13 protein-coding genes and 1 riboswitch are annotated in these 17,096 nt (G+C 67.2%); of the genes, 3 read left to right on the top strand and 10 right to left on the bottom strand.

Translation table 11 applies throughout. The annotated features are described in order from the left end of the window. Positions 1 to 20: 20 nt before the first annotated feature. A riboswitch (cobalamin riboswitch) is annotated at positions 21 to 87 on the bottom strand. A 78-nt stretch (positions 88 to 165) separates the two neighbouring features. Then, the gene (gene cobG, locus P3L18_RS09540; protein WP_276113958.1) at positions 166 to 1,359 is read left to right on the top strand and encodes a precorrin-3B synthase; all 1,194 of its coding nucleotides are present in this window, start codon (positions 166 to 168) and stop codon (positions 1,357 to 1,359) included. Here cobG and P3L18_RS09535 read toward each other — a convergent pair. Next, on the bottom strand, positions 1,344 to 2,876 hold the full coding sequence (locus P3L18_RS09535; RefSeq protein WP_276113957.1) for an NAD(P)/FAD-dependent oxidoreductase: 1,533 nt from the start codon (positions 2,874 to 2,876) through the stop codon (positions 1,344 to 1,346). The genes cobG and P3L18_RS09535 overlap by 16 nt on opposite strands. 57 nt (positions 2,877 to 2,933) lie before the next feature. Between P3L18_RS09535 and P3L18_RS09530 the strand changes: the two genes are divergently transcribed. Then, positions 2,934 to 3,722, top strand: coding sequence for an SDR family oxidoreductase (locus P3L18_RS09530; RefSeq protein ID WP_276113956.1), 789 nt, complete (start codon positions 2,934 to 2,936; stop codon positions 3,720 to 3,722). Positions 3,723 to 3,726: 4 nt separating this feature from the next. Here the strand turns inward: P3L18_RS09530 and P3L18_RS09525 are convergent, their stop codons facing one another. The 4 genes from P3L18_RS09525 to P3L18_RS09510 all read right to left on the bottom strand — a co-directional run bounded on the left by P3L18_RS09525 (position 3,727) and on the right by P3L18_RS09510 (position 7,722). Beyond that, positions 3,727 to 5,406: a hypothetical protein gene (locus P3L18_RS09525; protein ID WP_276113955.1), complete on the bottom strand. Its 1,680-nt coding sequence runs from the start codon at positions 5,404 to 5,406 to the stop codon at positions 3,727 to 3,729. 327 nt (positions 5,407 to 5,733) lie between these two features. Further along, positions 5,734 to 6,525, bottom strand: a complete 792-nt coding sequence (locus P3L18_RS09520; protein ID WP_249155056.1) for a nitroreductase family protein — start codon at positions 6,523 to 6,525, stop codon at positions 5,734 to 5,736. Beyond that, positions 6,518 to 7,030 (bottom strand): DUF2505 domain-containing protein, encoded by a 513-nt coding sequence (locus tag P3L18_RS09515; RefSeq protein WP_211544914.1) that lies wholly within the window; start codon positions 7,028 to 7,030, stop codon positions 6,518 to 6,520. Before P3L18_RS09515 ends, P3L18_RS09520 begins: the two co-directional genes overlap by 8 nt. Then, positions 7,030 to 7,722, bottom strand: coding sequence for a flavodoxin (locus tag P3L18_RS09510; RefSeq protein WP_094600532.1), 693 nt, complete (start codon positions 7,720 to 7,722; stop codon positions 7,030 to 7,032). The genes P3L18_RS09515 and P3L18_RS09510 overlap by 1 nt, the downstream gene beginning before the upstream one ends. 82 nt (positions 7,723 to 7,804) lie before the next feature. Here P3L18_RS09510 and P3L18_RS09505 point away from each other — a divergent pair, with 82 nt between their 5' ends. Beyond that, a complete protein-coding gene (locus tag P3L18_RS09505; RefSeq protein ID WP_020171328.1) occupies positions 7,805 to 8,623 on the top strand; it encodes a class I SAM-dependent methyltransferase in 819 nt (272 codons plus the stop codon). 8 nt (positions 8,624 to 8,631) lie between these two features. Here the strand turns inward: P3L18_RS09505 and P3L18_RS09500 are convergent, their stop codons facing one another. From P3L18_RS09500 to P3L18_RS09480, 5 genes are read right to left on the bottom strand one after another with little or no spacing between them, the layout of a single operon-like run. Continuing rightward, a complete protein-coding gene (locus P3L18_RS09500) occupies positions 8,632 to 9,903 on the bottom strand; it encodes an acyltransferase (RefSeq protein ID WP_006372816.1) in 1,272 nt (423 codons plus the stop codon). 45 nt (positions 9,904 to 9,948) lie between these two features. Further along, positions 9,949 to 10,797, bottom strand: coding sequence for an ABC transporter permease (locus tag P3L18_RS09495; RefSeq protein WP_006372817.1), 849 nt, complete (start codon positions 10,795 to 10,797; stop codon positions 9,949 to 9,951). 4 nt (positions 10,798 to 10,801) lie between these two features. Then, complete coding sequence (locus P3L18_RS09490; RefSeq protein WP_006372818.1) at positions 10,802 to 11,641, bottom strand: ABC transporter permease; 840 nt, start codon at positions 11,639 to 11,641, stop codon at positions 10,802 to 10,804. Beyond that, positions 11,638 to 12,684, bottom strand: a complete 1,047-nt coding sequence (locus P3L18_RS09485; RefSeq protein ID WP_276113954.1) for an ATP-binding cassette domain-containing protein — start codon at positions 12,682 to 12,684, stop codon at positions 11,638 to 11,640. Before P3L18_RS09485 ends, P3L18_RS09490 begins: the two co-directional genes overlap by 4 nt. Next, positions 12,671 to 17,092 (bottom strand): type I polyketide synthase, encoded by a 4,422-nt coding sequence (locus tag P3L18_RS09480; RefSeq protein WP_276113969.1) that lies wholly within the window; start codon positions 17,090 to 17,092, stop codon positions 12,671 to 12,673. Before P3L18_RS09480 ends, P3L18_RS09485 begins: the two co-directional genes overlap by 14 nt. Positions 17,093 to 17,096 lie beyond the last annotated feature (4 nt).

The raw sequence follows: 17,096 nt of genomic DNA, 5'->3' as shown, positions 1-17,096 counted from the left end.
TCGGGGTGCCCAGCGACAGGTCTGACTCCGGGCGCATCCGTGGACACCCCCGACACAGTGGCGCGACCGCGCCGGAATCACACCGGCTTCTGACGCACTGGACGTGTGGTTGGAGCCTAGTGCAGGCGCCGTGGGCGGCCCACACCCGCGTCTACGCTGGATCCCGTGACCGAACCCCGCGAGCGCAGCGCCGACGACCGGTGTCCGGGTGTGTTCACTCCGCACCCGGCCGCCGATGGTGCGCTCGCGCGGGTCCGACTGCCGGGCGGTGTGCTCTCCGCCGCTCAGATGCAGACCCTGGCCGAGGTCAGTGCCCAGCACGGCGACGGGTACCTCGAGCTGACTGCGCGCGCCAACATCCAGCTGCGCGGGATCAGCGATGTCGAGGCCGTCGCGGACGCGCTGACCGCGGCCGGTCTGGTACCCGACGGGGTCGGGGGTGAGGACATCGGCGGTAGGGAGAAGATCCGCAACATCGTGGTGAGTCCCCTGACCGGCCGGATCGAAGGCCACGCCGATGCGTCGCCGATCGCCGCGGCGCTCGATGCCGAACTGCGTCGTGCCGATGGTCTCGACGGTCTCTCGGGCAGGTTCCTGTTCGGGGTGGACGACGGACGCGGTGATGTGGCGCGTCACCGGCCCGATGTGTGTGCCGTCCTGCGGCATCCGGCGGAGACCGGGGTGGCCGACATCGTGGTCGACGGTGAGGTGGCCGGTTCGGTCGACACGACCGCCGCTGTCGCGCCGGCGCTGCTCGACGTCGCGCGTGCCATGGCGGCGCTGACGGGACCCGGCCGCTGGCGCATCCACGACCTCGACGCCGCGACGCGCGTGTCGGTGATCGATGCGGCGCGGCGGCGCCTCGGACCACCCGGAGACCAGACATGGGCAGATGTACCGGCGACTGGGCCGGTCGTCGGATGGTTCGAGCAGGACGACGGCCGGGTACTGCTCGGTGCGGTGGTCGAGCTGGGTCGTCTCCCGTCGCGGCTCGCCGAGTTCCTGGCTGCAGTCGGCGCGCCGATCACGATCACCACCGATCGGGAGATCCTTCTCTGCGATCTGACCGAGCCGATCGCCGAAACCGTCGTCCGCGTCCTCGCGCCGATGGGCCTGATCTTCGACGCCGCCTCACCATGGGTGCGGGTCACTTCGTGTGCCGGGGCCCCGGGATGCGCCAATTCGCACGCGCCGGTGCGTACCGATCTCGCGAACCGGGTCGCGGTCGGTGAGCCGGTGACCGACCGTGAGCACTGGGTCGGGTGCGAGCGCGGATGCGGCTCCCCCACCGAGTCACATCTACGGGTCGAGGCCGGCCCCGACGGCTATCACACGCGTCGGGTTCAGGAGAACAGGTAGTCCTCGAGCGGGAACGTGTCCTGCGCCCGCACCGCCTCGGCGACAGAGGTCGGCCGGAACAACGGGGTCTCTCCCTTGGCGTTGAACCAGTACGAGCGTGACCGGGCGCAGTTGCCAAGGGCGAACACCGAATCGGCGATCCGGGTGGTCATGTCGTCGAGGAACTTCTCGTTCGCCTCTTCACGGACCTCGAAGGACACCGCATCCCGGCGTCGGACCTCCCCGAAAAGCCGCGCGATGTGCCGCATCTGGCATTCGACCGTGGTGAACCAGGACAAACCCACCCACGAGTAGGGGCCGGCGGAGTTCAAGAAGTTCGGGAAGTACGGCATCGTCAGACCCTCGTATGCGGCGAATGCGGTTTCCCGCCACCACTTTCCGAGATTGCGGCCGTCGCGTCCGATCACCTCGATCGCCGGGAGATTCTTCTCCCACACGTCGAACCCGGTGGCGAGGATCAGGACGTCGACCTCACGGGTACGGCCGTCGGCGGTGACGATGCCGTCGGGCACGATGTGATCGATGCCGGTGGTGTCGAGGTTCACGTCCTCGCGTGCGAGCGTGCGGTAGTAGTCGTTGGAGACCGTCGGGCGTTTGCACCCGTAGTCGTAGGCGGGTGTGAGATCGCGACGCATCTGCGGGTCGCGCACCTGCAGATACCGGAAGAGTGCGGCAATCCGTTTGACGGCGTCGTTGACGCGACGAAATCGCCGGAAACGCCACATTGCGATCAGCATCGCCATCTCTTGGGTCACATCGGTGACCCAACGCACCGCTCGCTGACTGGCCGGCATCTGCCGAAACAGTGCTCGCACCGGCGCAGGGATGGGGGCGTCGAGCTTGGGCATCACCCACATCGGTGTGCGCTGATACACCGTCAACTCCTCGGTGAGATCGGCGATTTCCGGGATCAGTTGCACTGCAGTCGATCCGGTCCCGATGACCGCCGCGCGTTTACCGGCGAAATCGTAGTCGGGATCCCACCGTGACGCATACACCACCCGCCCGGCGAAAGTGTCGATACCGGGGATGTCGGGGGTGGCGGGCTGGGACAGGAAACCGGTGGCGCACATCAGGAATCGCGTCGTCATCGTGGTTCCGCCGGCGAGGGCGACACGCCAGGTGTTGGTCTCGGCATCCCACCGCGCGCCGTCGACCGAGACACCGAATCGCATATGCCGCCGGACATCGTACTTGTCGGCGACGTCCACGGCGTACTGCTTGAGTTCTGTTCCCGGTGCGTATAGCCGCGACCAGTTGGGGTTCGGCTCGAACCAGAACGAGAACGTGGGCGACGGAACATCCACGGCCAGACCGGGATATCGATTCACATGCCACGTACCGCCGAGGTCGTCCTCGCGTTCGAGGATGACGAAGTTCTCGTAACCGAGCCGCTTGAGGGCGATCGCGGCTCCGATGCCGCCGAATCCCGCACCGACGATGATCACGTCGTGGAGTTCGTGTCGCGGCTCCGATGACCGCCCCTGCTCTGGTGACTGTGGGTCCGCGGAATTCATGGCTACCTTCCTGTGGGAGTTGACGGCTCGCGTATCGAGCTGCCTACTCTGGTCGACATGGACGTCTCGAATGCGCACGTACTCCTCACCGGCGCCTCCGGCGGGATCGGCGAATTCCTGGCAATCGCACTGGCCCGACGCGGGGCCCAGCTGACCCTCACCGGACGGCGCTCCGACGCGCTGACCGAACTCGCAGATCGAGTGGGCGGCCGGGTGATCACCGCCGATCTGACCGAGCCACAAGCGCCGACCGAGGTGGTCGAGCAAGCCGGTCGCGTCGACATCCTGGTGGCCAACGCAGGTCTGCCCGCGTCGGGTCCACTCCTGGAATACGCGACCGAGGAAATCGATCGTGCGCTTGAGGTCAACCTCAGGGCGCCGATCCTCATGGCCAAAGCTGCTGCAGCGCAGATGATTCCACGCGGACGAGGCCATCTCGTATTCATGTCGTCGCTCTCGGGAAAATCGGCATCGTCGAACACGTCTCTCTACAACGCGACGAAATTCGGTCTTCGCGGGTTCGCGTTGGCGCTGCGGGAGGATCTGCGGCCCCACGGGATCGGCGTGTCATCGATCTACCCCGGACCGGTGCGTGACGCCGGCATGATCGCCGATTCCCGAGTGGGCTTGCCGCGCGCGGGCACGGTCACCGCTGCCGCCGTGGGCGCCGCCACGATCCGAGCCATCGAACGCAACCGGCTCGAGACCACGGTGACGCCCTTGCCGCTGCGGGTGGCCACGACGCTCGGCGGACTGGCACCGTCCGCCTCGGCGGCGTTCGCCCGTCTCACCCGCAGCGACCGGCTGGTGGCCGCCATCAGCGACGGCCAGCGCAGCAAGCGCTGACCGGCTAGTCGGCGGCACGGTGCTTGCCGACATACGGTGCCGGTGCCGACCCGGTGCTCGACGATGAGCCCCCGGACGACGTCGTGTTGGACGAGGACCCGGTTGACGACGTTGACTCGGAGGTCGACGTGCTTGCGGCGCCGGAGCCGTTTGCCCCGGAGTCTGTCGTGCCCGAACTTGCCGTCCCCGAACTCGCTGTGCTCGAACTTGCTGTGCTCGAACTTGCTGTGCTCGAACCGGACTCGGAACTCGAGGTGCTCGGCGCACCGGAGCTCGTGGTTGTCGACGGTGTGGAAGTGGACGGTGCGGAAGTCGACGCTGTAGGAGTCGACGCTGTAGGAGTCGAGACCGCGGGGGTGGTGCCGGTGGTGGACGGGGAACTCGTGGATGTCGTTGTCGTGGGGGTGACCGACGCCGACGTCCCGCGCAATGCCTGCTCCGAAGACAAGGTGACCGAGCTCTTGACAGCCGTCGTCGGCGATGTCGCCGCGAGAGCAGGCGTGGTAGTTCCGGTGCTCCCGGCGGCAGAACCGGCGGTGGGTACGGCGTTCAGGATCGATTCACGGATCATCTCGGCGAGTTGCTCGGCCGAGGTTCCGGTCATCCCGGCGGCCTGGCCGAGTCCGTTGATGTTGGTGACCACGTTGGCGGCCAACAGTTTTGCAAACGCATCGACCTGTGTGCCGAAGGCCTCGAGATTCTGCGGGATCAGGGTGGGCAGCTGCGGAATCATCGCGAGTGACTGATCCACCGAGGTGACGGCGTCGGTGTAGATCTGCTGCCACGCCTGCGCGGTCCACAGGTTGGTGACCTGGACGTAGTCGGGGCGATCCGGATCGTCGTAACCGGGTGCGGGATTCTCCACCCAGTTGCCGTCGGTCAGTTGCTGCCCGAGGTCGAAGGCCGTGTAGTACTTGCCGAACAGCCCGAACTTCGGCAACGACCCGGGCGCACCCTGTGCGCCGAACAGCTGGCACGGCAGGCAGTACGTGCCCGGCACGAACGGATTGAGCCCGTTCCACACCGCTTCGGCGAAGTCGCCGTACGCGCTGGCCCACTGTGCGGTGGTCGGCCCTTGCTGCACGCCGGTCGGGTCCTGGGTGAGCGTTTCCCATACTGCCTTGAGCGGGCCGAGCAGATCGAGGTGGACCGTCTCCCCCGACCAGAAGGGCTGGATGTTCACCACCGTTCCGTCAGCGGTGGTGTAGGTCGCGTCGTTGGGATCGATCGTGTTGCTGATCTCCGGGAAGGTGTAGCCCGTCACCAGTTCCCAGGCCGGAACCTGCCCGTACTGCAAGAAGTACAGCGGATCGCTACACGGCCCCGGAACGCCGGTGCAGTTCGGTGTCATCGGTGCGAACGAGGCCAGCGTCATCCAGAGTTGGTCTGACTGCGCATTCGCGACCAACGGCACCGGCATCAGCAGCAGACTGATCGCCTTGACCTTCTCGTAGTCCTGCTGATCGAAGCCGACCACATTGGTTGGGATGTACACCCACCAGTTACCGGAGTCGTTGAACGCCTTGGTGGTCTGCTGCAGTGCCTGATACTGCACGGCGGGAATGTTGGCCAAGGTCTGGTAGATGTTCGTCGGGATGTTGGCGATCGAGGCCTCGGCGTGCGCCTGCGCGCCGGGCGCGGCGACCTGCGCGCCGATCGCCGCGGCCACTCCCGCACCGGCCATGGCGGCGACCACCGATCGTGAACCCCGGTGCGGTGAGCGCTGTCTCGCTGTCGTCGTCATCGCTGTTTTCGTCATCACTGTGTGTTCCCTCCCGTTGCCGCGTGTGGATCGCGGTTGGACAATTCGATGCGTTGATTGGGCCGCGTGTTTTCTTCGGTGGTCGAGGTGTCCGAGCCCGCTGGGGCGAGGGCCTCGAGACCCGGTGGGATGACAGGTGTAGTCGTCACCGCGGGGTCAGCGGAACCAGCGTCGGCGCGGGTGGTCTCGAGGCTCGCCGCACGCGGCTCGCACCTCGACCAGCGGGGGAAGAGCCGGGCGCCTACGTCGTCACGGGTTGCCATACGGTGCCTCTTCCTCGAGTCGCCCGAGCCAGATTCGGCCTCCGTAACCATCGAGATGGGTGACCTCCCCGACGGGCCGGCGCGCCGATGGGCCGTATCGCCCCCGCGGCCAGCCCAGGGGCACGATGCACAGCGGGGTGACGTTGACGGGCAGCTCGAGAGTTCGACGTACCGAGGTGAGGTTCCACAACGGCATCGTGGTCAGCGACGCACCGAGACCCATTGCCCGAGCGGCCAACAGCAGGTTCTGCACGCTGGGATAGATCGATCCCCAGTATCCGGATTCGGCCGGATGCGGCATGCGCACACCGGTGAGCCGCCCCTCTCGTACACCGAGGCGCAGGCAGGCGACCACCAGGACCGGGATCTCGGCGAAGTGGTCGACCTGCCACTGGACGGCCTTGATGGTGCGGCGCGTGGCGTCGTCGGATCGGACCAGATGACGGAGTGCGAAGCGTGAGTACAGATTCCACGCTTGCCGGTACCGTCGCGCCAGCTTCTCCTTGACCGCGGGGTCCTTGACGACGATGAACTCCCACTGCTGGCCGTTGTTGCCGGTCGGCGCGTGCTGCGCGAGTTCGATGCAGGTCAGTACGAGCTCGTCGTCGACCGGATCGGGACGGACCCGCCGAATCGCGCGCTGGGTCATCATGGCCTCCTGCAGCGGCATCGTCAGCCGCTGCAAGGCCTCATCGACGGTCGGTATCGGTGCGGGTTCGCGTGTCGGCGGCGGTGTCGACGGTGATGGCGACGGTGATGGCGAGGCGATCTCAGTCATGGTTGTCGATCCATTCGGTGGTGAACCGGCCGACATCGGGTATGTGGCGTCGGAATTCGGCGCCGATGGCACTCTCGACGCGCCCTCCGACCAGCGGAAGGCGTACCTCCACGGTGCCGTCGACGACCATGTGTGACCCGCCGGATGCGGGTTCGATACGTGCACGCCCGAGCCCGGAACCGGGAGCCCCGAGCACAGTGATCTCGATCGTGCCGTGGACACGATCGTCGGCGCCGACCTGCCAGTGCTCGGTCGTGCGCACCTTGAGCTCACCGGGATAGACCCGTCCGATCAAGGACGGGAGGCGATCCGCGCGGAGGTCTTCGGTCATGACCAGCCGTACCGACTCACCGTCGGGCGTCGATGTCCTGTCGAGTTCATCGAGAGTCGTCGACGACTCGAAGGCGGCATAACGGTCGTGCCAGTACGCGGCCGCGGCGAACGCGTCGAAGACCTGTCGGGTGCTGTGCGGGGAGGTGACGGCAACCTCGAATGTGCGCGGCATCAGGCACTTCCCGCGGTGGTGAGTTGATCGCAGATGTCCTCGGCGAAGTCGCGTGCCCGGATCAGGTCGTCGGGTCCGATGTTGGTCATCGGGATCGGTACCCCCAGATAGCTTTTCCGGTACTCCCCGGAGCCGAGATAGCTGGTCAACGAGAGCATCGAGCGCAGCTGGCCACCCGGATAGGTCGTGACGAGACTGCCGAGGTAACGCCCGCCCTGCCAGCGGCCCTGTGCGCGGACCTCTTTCAGATTCCCCCGCCAGCTGTCGCGGCAGACGACGAAGACGGCAAAAGCGCTGCCCGCCAGCACTTGCCGGGCCACCGGTGAGGTCAGGAACGAGCGAATCGGCATCGCCGGTGCGCTCCACCAGGTCGGCGATCCGATGCAGACCAGGTCGTAGCGGCGCTCGGTCACGAAATCCGGCACACGGATCGATCCGGTCTTCTTACGAACCTGGGCCGGCAGGACACTGAGCATGTCGGGCCACACGCGGGCCATCGGAAACCGCGTGAATCGGCGCGCGTACCGGTCGTCGGTGAACTCGATCGCCGCCTCGTCGACCGCATAGCCGTGCGCGGCGAAGACGTCCCCGGCGGCCGTCAGCATGCTCCGGGTCTGCCCCGTGTAGCTGTAATACAGCAACAGAACCCGGGGCTGCGGCCGGCCGGCCGCGTCGGGATCAGCGTGCGTCATCTCCGGCCTCCCTTGTCATCCCGCCGAGGCGGACTCTCAATAATATTGGCGCACAAGCATATTCGGTACTACAGTGAGGAGCATGACGACCAAGGTTGCTGTCGACCTGCAAGGCCCGGCCAAGACCATGCTCACCACTCTGTATTTGAAATCGCTCGATGCGGCTCTGCCGCACCCGGTTCTCGGAGATCGCTTTGCGCCGCAGGCGGTGGAGCGACTCGACGTCGACTGGAGCGAGCTGGGTGTCACCGCGCGGTGGGCGCCGATCGTGACCGTGCGCACCGCGCAGTACGACCTCTGGGCGCGTGACTTCCTCGCGGCACACGATCAGGCGACCGTCGTGCACATCGGCTGCGGTCTGGATTCGCGGGTGTTCCGCCTCGATCCGGGACCCGGCGTCGAATGGATCGACGCGGATTTCCCGGAGGTGATCGCGCTGCGGCAGAGGGTGTATCCCGATCGGGCCCACTATCGGCTGGTGGCGACGTCGGCGACCGATCCATCGTGGCTCGACGCCATCCCCGCCGATCGGCCGGTGCTGTTCCTCGCCGAGGGCATCAGCATGTACCTGACGCGCGATGAAGGACTCGGCCTGATCTCCCGGGTTGTCGAGCGTTTCCCGACCGGCGAGATCCAGATCGACTTCTACAACTGGCTGGCGATCGCCACCCAGCGCGTACACATGCTCAATCGGCGATCCGGGTCGCGACTGCATTGGGCGGTCAACTCCCCCGCCGACATCGTCGGTGAGATCCCGGCTCTGCATGTCGTGGACTCGGCCAACCTCTTCTCCGCGGAGACCTTCGCCCGGGTGAGCGGTCCGTTCGCGGGCGCCGGAGTGCTGTCCCGGGCGATCCCTGCGGGCCGAAAGGCTCTGCAGTACCACCGATATGCGTTCTGACGGCTGCGTCATCGGAGCGCCCCCGCTCCGATGACGGGATCGGCCGGTGCCGCGATCCCGGCGAGCAACGTCGCGATGGCGTCGATCGACCGCTGGGGATCCGGTCCATGCGTGTGATATTCGATCATCAGCCGGCCGTCGAAGATCTTGCTCGTGTACATCTCGATGCCGCCGCCGACCTGGAAGTGCAGTTCCCCGTGAACCGCGGTCAGTCGCACACCCGGCGGGGTGCGCATCGGTGGCACCACACCGTTGTCGGTCATCATGACGACGTCGGGCAGGCCGGGCGGATTGCCTTCGTAGCTCGGCGTGAAATGCAGCAGGGACTGGGCGATGACACCCTCGGCGAGATCGGCGCGATACGCCTCGGCGATCCGGGTGGCGAGATCGAGAACATCGGTGCCGTGATCGATGTCGGCAAGGAAGGTGCCCACCCCGACGGGGTTGGTTGCGGCCGTCGCGGTCACCGGCGGGCTGAGCACGTAGCGCAGATCGACCGGATAGATGTAGGGCACCGGGATGCGCCTGCGGCCGCGCACCTGCCATTCGGCGATCAGGATCACCGCCGCCAGTACGCCATTGAGCCCCACGCCGTTGCTGCGCGCGTAGTCGACGATCGCGCGGGTCTGGCGTTCGTCGAGCCCACACCACGCCATCGGTACCTGCTGGGGAGCCGAGGGCCGCGCGGTCGACGTGGTACGCCGCGACGGCGGCAACTCGTAGGCGAACAACGCGGGCATGAAGCGCTCCAGACCGGACCGGTGGAGCTTGGTGATGCCGCGGTGGGCCAGCACGGTTTCCAGCGAGTCCGGCGCCGGCTCCACGGGGCCCGGCCGCAGGTCTCCCGTGGTGACCAGATCGGTGTAGTAGGAGAACAATTCCTCGATCAGGGCGAACTGGTGATGTCCGTCGGCGAGGCTGTGGTGGACGTACAGGGTCGGCTGGGCTCCGCCGTCGAGCACCACCACGCGCAGGTGCACCAGGGTTTCGGTCTGGTCGAAATGCGGAGGTACGACCTCGGCGCTGCCGTCACGGTTGTCCACCACCATGATTCCCGGGTGCATCAGATCGTCGACGACGATCTGCCAGCGCTGATCGGCGTCGCGTTCGAGATGGCCGCCCAGGACGGGATGCACTTCGAGCAGCGTGTCGAAGGCCTCGGCGAGCGCGTCGGTGTCGACGGGGCCGTCGAGGTGGGCTCCGAGTCCGACGAAATTGTGTGTCTCGGCGAACATCTCCTCGCTCTTGGCGAGATGGCGGATGACTGCTGAGGCGCTCACGGGTCCTCCTGGTGATCGATGACGGTCGGTGCGGGCTTCTCCGGATCAGCTGTGCATACTGGCCTTTCGGTAGCCGAGGGCCAGAGGGATCGCGCAGACCACGATGATGCTCACCGACCACGCGAGCAGACCCGTCAACGGAGTGGCGACCGGCCCGCCCACCGACAGGCCCTTCATGGTGTCGACGGTGTAGCTGAGTGGTTGATGCGACACCGCGGGCTGGATCCACTCGGGATACTGATGCAGCGGCACGAATCCGGTGCTGAAGAACATGAACACCCCGGACACGAGCGCCGTCGCCTCGACGACGATCGTCTTGGCCGAGTACAACGCGAGTGTGGCGACACCGACGGCGAACGCGAGCCCGAACAGACAGGGCACGAACACCCAGCCGATCGCGGCGGCCACACCCTCGTGGAATCGGAATCCCATGGCGTAGCCCGCGATCAGCAGCGCGAGGGTGGCCACGACGATGCGGATGGTCTCGGCAAGCAATCGCGAGATCACCCCCGCCGCGCGGTTGATGGGCAATACCCACAGCCGCGCCAGCAGCCCGCTGTCACGCTCGTGCATCAGCGACAATCCGCCGACCGTGGCACCCTGGGTCGCGGCGACCATCGCCACCAGGGGCACGCTGCCGTACAGCGCGTCGATACCGGTGACCCGGGTGATGCCGTTGCCGAGAACAATGTTCAGTGCGACCAGGAACGCCACCGGAACCAGGATGGTCTCCGAGGTACTCGCCGGATCGCGCAGCCAACGACGCATGGTGCGAGCGGTCAGTGTCACGGTGTGCGAGAGCAGAGCGCGCGGCGACCATTCCGCCGGCCTGCGCGGCGCAGCCGGAATCGGATGTGCTGGGGCGGAGGACATCTCGCCGGTGAGTGGGGTCATCAGCTCATCCCTTCCGCCCCGCCAGCACCGCGTAGACGGGCATCAGGACCACCAACAGCGCAACGATCCAGGCCAACGATGGCCCGATGGTCTGCCAGGTGATGGCGCCGGCCGCGCCGGGCACCCGGTCACCGGCCAATGCCCGCAACGCGTAGACGAACTGTGAGATCGGTTGATTGCGCACGAAGCCCTGGATCCAGTGCGGAAACGCCGACGCCGGCTGGACCCCGACCGAGAGTAGTCCGAAGATCAACTGCGGCAGCATCATCAGATGGGTGGTGGCGTCGGGATTGCGTGACGCCGTGCCCACCACCTCCCCCAGGAACGACAGGGTGAGTCCGATCGCGAGGACAAGTCCGCAGAACGCGACGGTGTAGAGGAGCCCGGCATAGAACCGGAATCCGATGACGTGTCCGCAGATCAGCGAGATCACCAGCGCGACCGTGCAGCGATACATGCTGGCGGTCATGCGGGACGCCAGCGGGGTGACACGGGATATCGGCAGTGCCCGGAAGCGCCGGTTGATCCCCTCGACGGCATCCGAGGCCGAACGGAAGGCGCCGGAGATCGCCGCGAAACTGATGGCCTGCAGTGCGATCAGCGGCATCAGATACTGTGCGTAGCTGCTCATCTCGGCGGCGTAGAGCCCCATGAAGTTCTTCAGTGGGATGTAGAAGCCCGCGGTGAACATGATCGACGCCGCGACCTGGGTGAGGAGTTCGCCGTTGCGCAGCGTCGGCACGATGCTCCGGGTTGTCAGCACCCACCACTGCTGCACTCCGGAGGGATTGGTCTCCCGCGTGGCGCCGGTGACCCGCTCGGGTGACCACGACGTCGGGGTCACGACGCCACCTCGGCCCGGTCTGGCCGGGCGGTCTCGGCGGTGAGCGCGAAGAACACCTCGTCGAGCGACGGGCGTCGCAAGGCGACGTCGGCGAGTTCGATTCCGGTGCGGTGCAACCGACCGAACACCTCGACCATCGTGTCGGCGCCGTGCGGTGCGGGCATGGAGACGCGGTCGGGATGGGCGGTCACCGTTGCGCGCCGGGACCGCGGCATCATCGGGGTCAGCGCCGCGACGATCGCCGGGATCGCGGAGGTGTGGCGGGGCACGATCTCGCAGTAGGTCGCCCCGGTGCGTTCCTTGAGCTGATCGGCTGTGCCCTCTGCGATCACCGTGCCCCGGTTGATGACGACGATCCGGTCGGCGAGGGTGTCGGCCTCCTCGAGGTACTGCGTGGTGAGGACGGTGGCGATGCCGTCGGACTTGAACCGTTCGACGAGATCCCACACCGCCTGCCTGCTGCGCGGATCGAGCCCGGTGGTCGGCTCGTCGAGGAACACGACCTCCGGTCGGACGACGAGACCGCACGCGATGTCGATACGTCGCCGCATGCCCCCCGAGTAGGTTCCCAACGGCCGATTCGACGCGTACTGCAGGTCGAACTGTTCGAGCAGCTCGTCGGCCCGGCGTCGCGCCGCCGACTTGCGCCATCCCTGCAGCCGGCCGAACATCACGAGGTTCTCCCGGCCGGTGAGCATGTCGTCGAGGGCCACCTGCTGCCCGGTCAACATGATCGAACGCCGCACCGCGGCCGGGTCCCGTGCGACGTCGTGGCCGGCGACCAGCGCGGTTCCGGAATCGGGAGAACTCAAGGTGCACAGGATGTCCACCGTGGTGGTCTTTCCCGCCCCGTTGGGGCCGAGGAGGCCGAGGACCTCGCCGCGTCTTACGGTGAAACTGATACCGCGCAGCGCCTGGAAGTCCCCGAAGTTCTTGCGCAGATCCCGTACGACGACCGCGGCGTGCGATTCGTCGGGGCGTCGATGCCGACCACCACCGCGGTCGGTGTCGTGGGTGTGGCCGTGAGTGTCAGTGAAGGGCACCGGATTCCCCCAGATCGACGTCGGCGGTCAGGTCGATCAGTTCCAGCTCGCCGTCGGCGGAATCCGCCTCGTCCTCGACGATGGCCTCGCGCGCCAGGTCGGCGAGGGACGCAATACTGGCGTCGGCGAGCCGGGACACGACGTCGGCACCGATGCGGGCTGGGTCGTACCACCAGTCGACGTGCAGGATTCCCCCGCTGCGCTGGGCACGGATCTCGAGTGCGTGCCCGAACCCGGGTGCCGATGCCCGAAGTGCCTCCGCCATCGTCGGATCGATCGAGACGGGTTGGTCGTCGGCGGTCGGGAGATCGGGAATCGGGCTGCCGACGACCAGCGCGATATCCGGTGCCGGAGTTGCCTCGAGAGCACGCGCGGTCGGGGCGTGCAGGTGACGCAGGACGCCGTGGCCGACACCGTGATGCGGTACCGCGGCGAGTACCCGGTGGACGGCCTCGATCTGCGCGGCAGTCGGTTCCCCGCTGAGCGCAGTGCAGCCGAGCGCCACGGGGTACAGGGCGGTGAAGGATCCCAGGGTCCGACGCGGGTCGAGGTCGGGCCGTAGGACCCGTCGACCGCGCCCGGCGAGGTCGACGTCGATGATGCCGTCGCCGAAGGTCTGCGCCAGCGCGCGACCCAGTGCGGTGAGCAGGAAGCGATCCACCGGGAAGGTGAGTCTGCGACGCGCGTCGTCGAGTTCGATCGTCTGGGTGGTCGTCAATGCGGTCGAGATGCGCTGCAGCGCAGTGGAGGTCGTCCGCATCGCATCACCGGTGATCGGTCTGCGCGTGGCCCGTCCGGGCCCGGTCAGCCAATACCTGCGTGAGTCGAGGACCGCCGGATGGGCGGCCAGCTCGGAGGACAGCTGTGCCCACTGGCGCCACGCAACGGGCACGGGCGCAAGCGAGATGTCCTCGCCGGCGAGCACCTGACCGAAGGCGGTGAACAGATCGGTCACCAGGATGTCGCGGGCTTCCTCGTCGGCCACCAGCCCGTGCACGCTCATCGCGAGATACGACTGTCCGTCACCTGCCTGTACATGGGCGGCGAGGTACGGGGTGAGCCCTCCGTCGCCGGTGAGGGTGCGGAGGAACTCGGGGATCTCCTGCGCCCCGGACACCGCCGCGACCGCGAGGTCGGCGGCCTCGACGGGCGCCGCGACACGGACCTCGCGGATGCCGTCCTCCTCGACGATCCGTATCCGCAGTGCATCGTGGCGATTGACCACCGCGGTGAGGACGTCGCGAATGCGGTCGGTGCCGACGTCGTCGCGGACACGCAGGATCAGCGGTACGCGCCACCTGTTGGTGTCGGTGACACCGGAGTCCAGGAACCGGATCATGGTGGGCGTCAGGGGAAGATGGTCCGGATCGGCCGTGACCGTGCGACCAAGTCCGCCTGCGGCGTAGCGCTGGGTCAGTGTCGCGGCGAGGGTGGCGACGGTCTGGTTCTCGTAGAGATCCTGCGGGGTGATCTCCAACCCCTCGTTCGCCGCGCTCATCGCGATGCTGATCGCGATGAGCGAATCCCCACCGATCTCGAAGAAGTTGGCGGTGCGCTCGACCGACTCCACTCCGAGACATTGCGCCCAGATCCGGCCCAGCGTGGTCTCCATCGGCGTGCGGCCGTCCGCGACCGAGGGCTGGATCTGCGGCGGTGCGGTACCCCCGGCGGCGTCGCCCGCGGTGTCGGGATCATCCGTGCGCAGCATCCGTGCCGAGCGATCGTGGTCGACCCAATGGCGTTGACGGGCAAAGGGATATCCGGGAAGTGTGACGATCGGTCGATCGCGGTCGTCGTCGAGGTCGACCGGAACTCCCGCCGACCACAGTTGACCGAGACCGAGCAGGAAGGTGGTGCGGTCGTCGCGATTCTGGGCAGGGTGACGCATGAGACGTATGGCTCGGTGCCCGTCGCCCCATCGGGGGTGGCGCGCGGCGGCACCGGACAGCGTTCCGCCGGGCCCGACCTCGACCAGGACGCGGGCGGGGTTCTCGAGCAACGCCCCCACCTCGTCGGCGAAACGCACCGTTGCCCGGATCTGCCGTGCCCAGGTGGCCGGGTTGGTGGCCTCGGCCGCCGACATCACGGTGCCGGTGACGTTCGACAACAGCGGGATCTGCGGTTCACGCAATGTCATTCGCGACAAGAAGGCCGTGTACTCGGCCACTAAGCCGTCCATCAGCCGCGAGTGGAACGCATGGGAGGTGCGGACCCGCCGTGCGGTGATCCCCGCCTGCGCCAGCCGTGCCGTGAACGCGGCGATCGCGGTATCGGTGCCGGCGACAACGCATCCACCCGGATCATTGATCGTGGCGATGTCGACCTCACCGGCCAGATACGGTGTGACCGCCGCGGGTTCGGCCGGCACGGCGACCATCACGCCACGTGGCGCCGCATTCATCAGCCGGGCGCGCATCGCGACCGCCGATGCCGCGGTCGGCAGATCGAACACCCCGGCAAGAGTGCCTGCGACGTATTCGCCGATGCTGTGCCCGGCCAGCACCGCGGGATGCACCCCGCGTGATTGTGCGAGACGCGCGAGTGCGTATTCGACGGCGAACAACGCGGGTTGCGTTCGGTCGGTGCGTTCGAGTGACCGTGCACTGCCCTCGAAGATCTCCGCGCGCAGGTCGATTCCGAGCTCGGCGTCGAACGCCGCGACGCACTGCGCGAAGTGTTCGGCGAAGACCGGCTCGGTGTCCAGCAGACCTCGCGCCATGCCGACGTGTTGCGCGCCTTGGCCGGGAAAGAGGAACGCGACGCGATCGGTCGCCGTGTCGGCGCCTACGACCTCGTCGGTGATCATCACGTTGTCGTGCTCGTCGGTGCGCAGTACCTCGACGGCGTGGGCGGCGTCGTCGACGACGGCGACGAGGCGATGTCGGTACCGGTGCCGCCGGTTCAGGGTATGCGCGAGTACGCCTACGTCGAGGTCGGGGCGCGCCTGCAGGTCGTCGGCGAGTGCGGTCCGTGCCTGCGTGAGCGAATCGGGTTGCTGCGCCGACAGTGTCACGATCAACGGGCCGCGCGTCGCCGGAGGCAGTGGGGCCGGTGGTGCTTCCTCGAGTACCACGTGGACGTTGGTTCCGCCGACACCGAACGAACTCACCCCGGCGCGGCGCGGACCGTCGCTCTCCCAGACGGTGGTCTGCGCCCGGACCTCGAATGGTGTGCGTTCGAGATGCAGTTCGGGGTTGGGCTGGGTGTAGTGCAAGGTGCCCGGCAGCGACCGATTCTGTAGGCACAGCACGGTTTTGATGAGACCCGCGATACCCGAGGCCGTCTCGAGATGACCGATGTTGGCCTTGACCGATCCCAGGACGCACGGACCTCGGCGTTCCTGCTCGGCGAGTTCGAAGGCTTGCCGCAGCCCCTCCACCTCGATCGGATCACCCAGTGGTGTGGCCGTGCCGTGTGTTTCGACGTAGCTGATGGTGGCGGCGTCGACCTCGGCGACGGCGTGCGCCTCGGCGATGACCTCCGCCTGTCCGGCCGCGGTGGGCGCCGCATAGTTCATCTTGGTCGCGCCGTCGTTGTTGATCGCCGACCCGCGGATCACCGCATGGATGCGATCACCCTGTGCCAGTGCGTCGTCGAGATGTTTGAGGACGACGATTCCCACGCCGGAACCGAACAGGGTGCCGTCGGCCCGCGAGTCGAAGGGCCGGCAGTATCCAGTCGGCGAGGCCATCGACCCGGGCTCGTACCAATAGCCCACCCGGTTGGGCACCCGGATCGAGGATCCGCCGGCCAACGCCATCTCGCATTCGCCGTTGAGGATGCTGGCGGCGGCCAGATGCACCGCGAGCAGCGACGACGAGCAGGCCGTCTGGACGGCCAGCGCGGGACCGCGCAGGTTGAACTGGTGGGCGACGCGGGTGGCCAGGTGGTCCTTGTCGTTCTCCAGCGAGAGGTTGATCATCTCGAAGCTCGCGCCCTCGCCGATGATGCGGTGGGGATCGAGGTGGGACATCAGGTTGTGCAGCAGATATCCACTGGCCGAACTCGTTCCGAAGACGCCGACGGTTGCCTCGATGTCGTGCGGATCGAGTCCGGCGTCCTCGAGAGCGTGATACGCGGTCTGTAGGAACAGTCGGTGTTGTGGGTCCATCATCCGGGCGGCGCGAGGGGTGAACCCGAAGATTTCCGCATCGAATTCCTCGATGCCCGTCAGCAGCGGTGCGCGCCGCACGTAGGCCGGATTGTCGAGGGTCTTGTCGCTCACCCCGTGCGCGGTGAGGTCCTCGGCGGTGAGGGTCTCGATCCCTTCTCGCCCGGCCTCCAGGTTGCGCCAGTACTCGGTGAGAGACGCCGATCCCGGGAAGCGGCCGGCCATGCCGACTATCGCAATCGCGTTGGCCCCGTATGCTTCTGACGTTCCTGCTTCTGACGTTCCCGCTTGTGTCATGCCC

Source organism: Gordonia sp. N1V, assembly GCF_029269935.1.
Lineage (GTDB): Bacteria > Actinomycetota > Actinomycetes > Mycobacteriales > Mycobacteriaceae > Gordonia > Gordonia polyisoprenivorans.
Note: the sequence above shows the minus strand (reverse complement) of the source record. Positions and strands in the feature narration are given on the sequence as shown.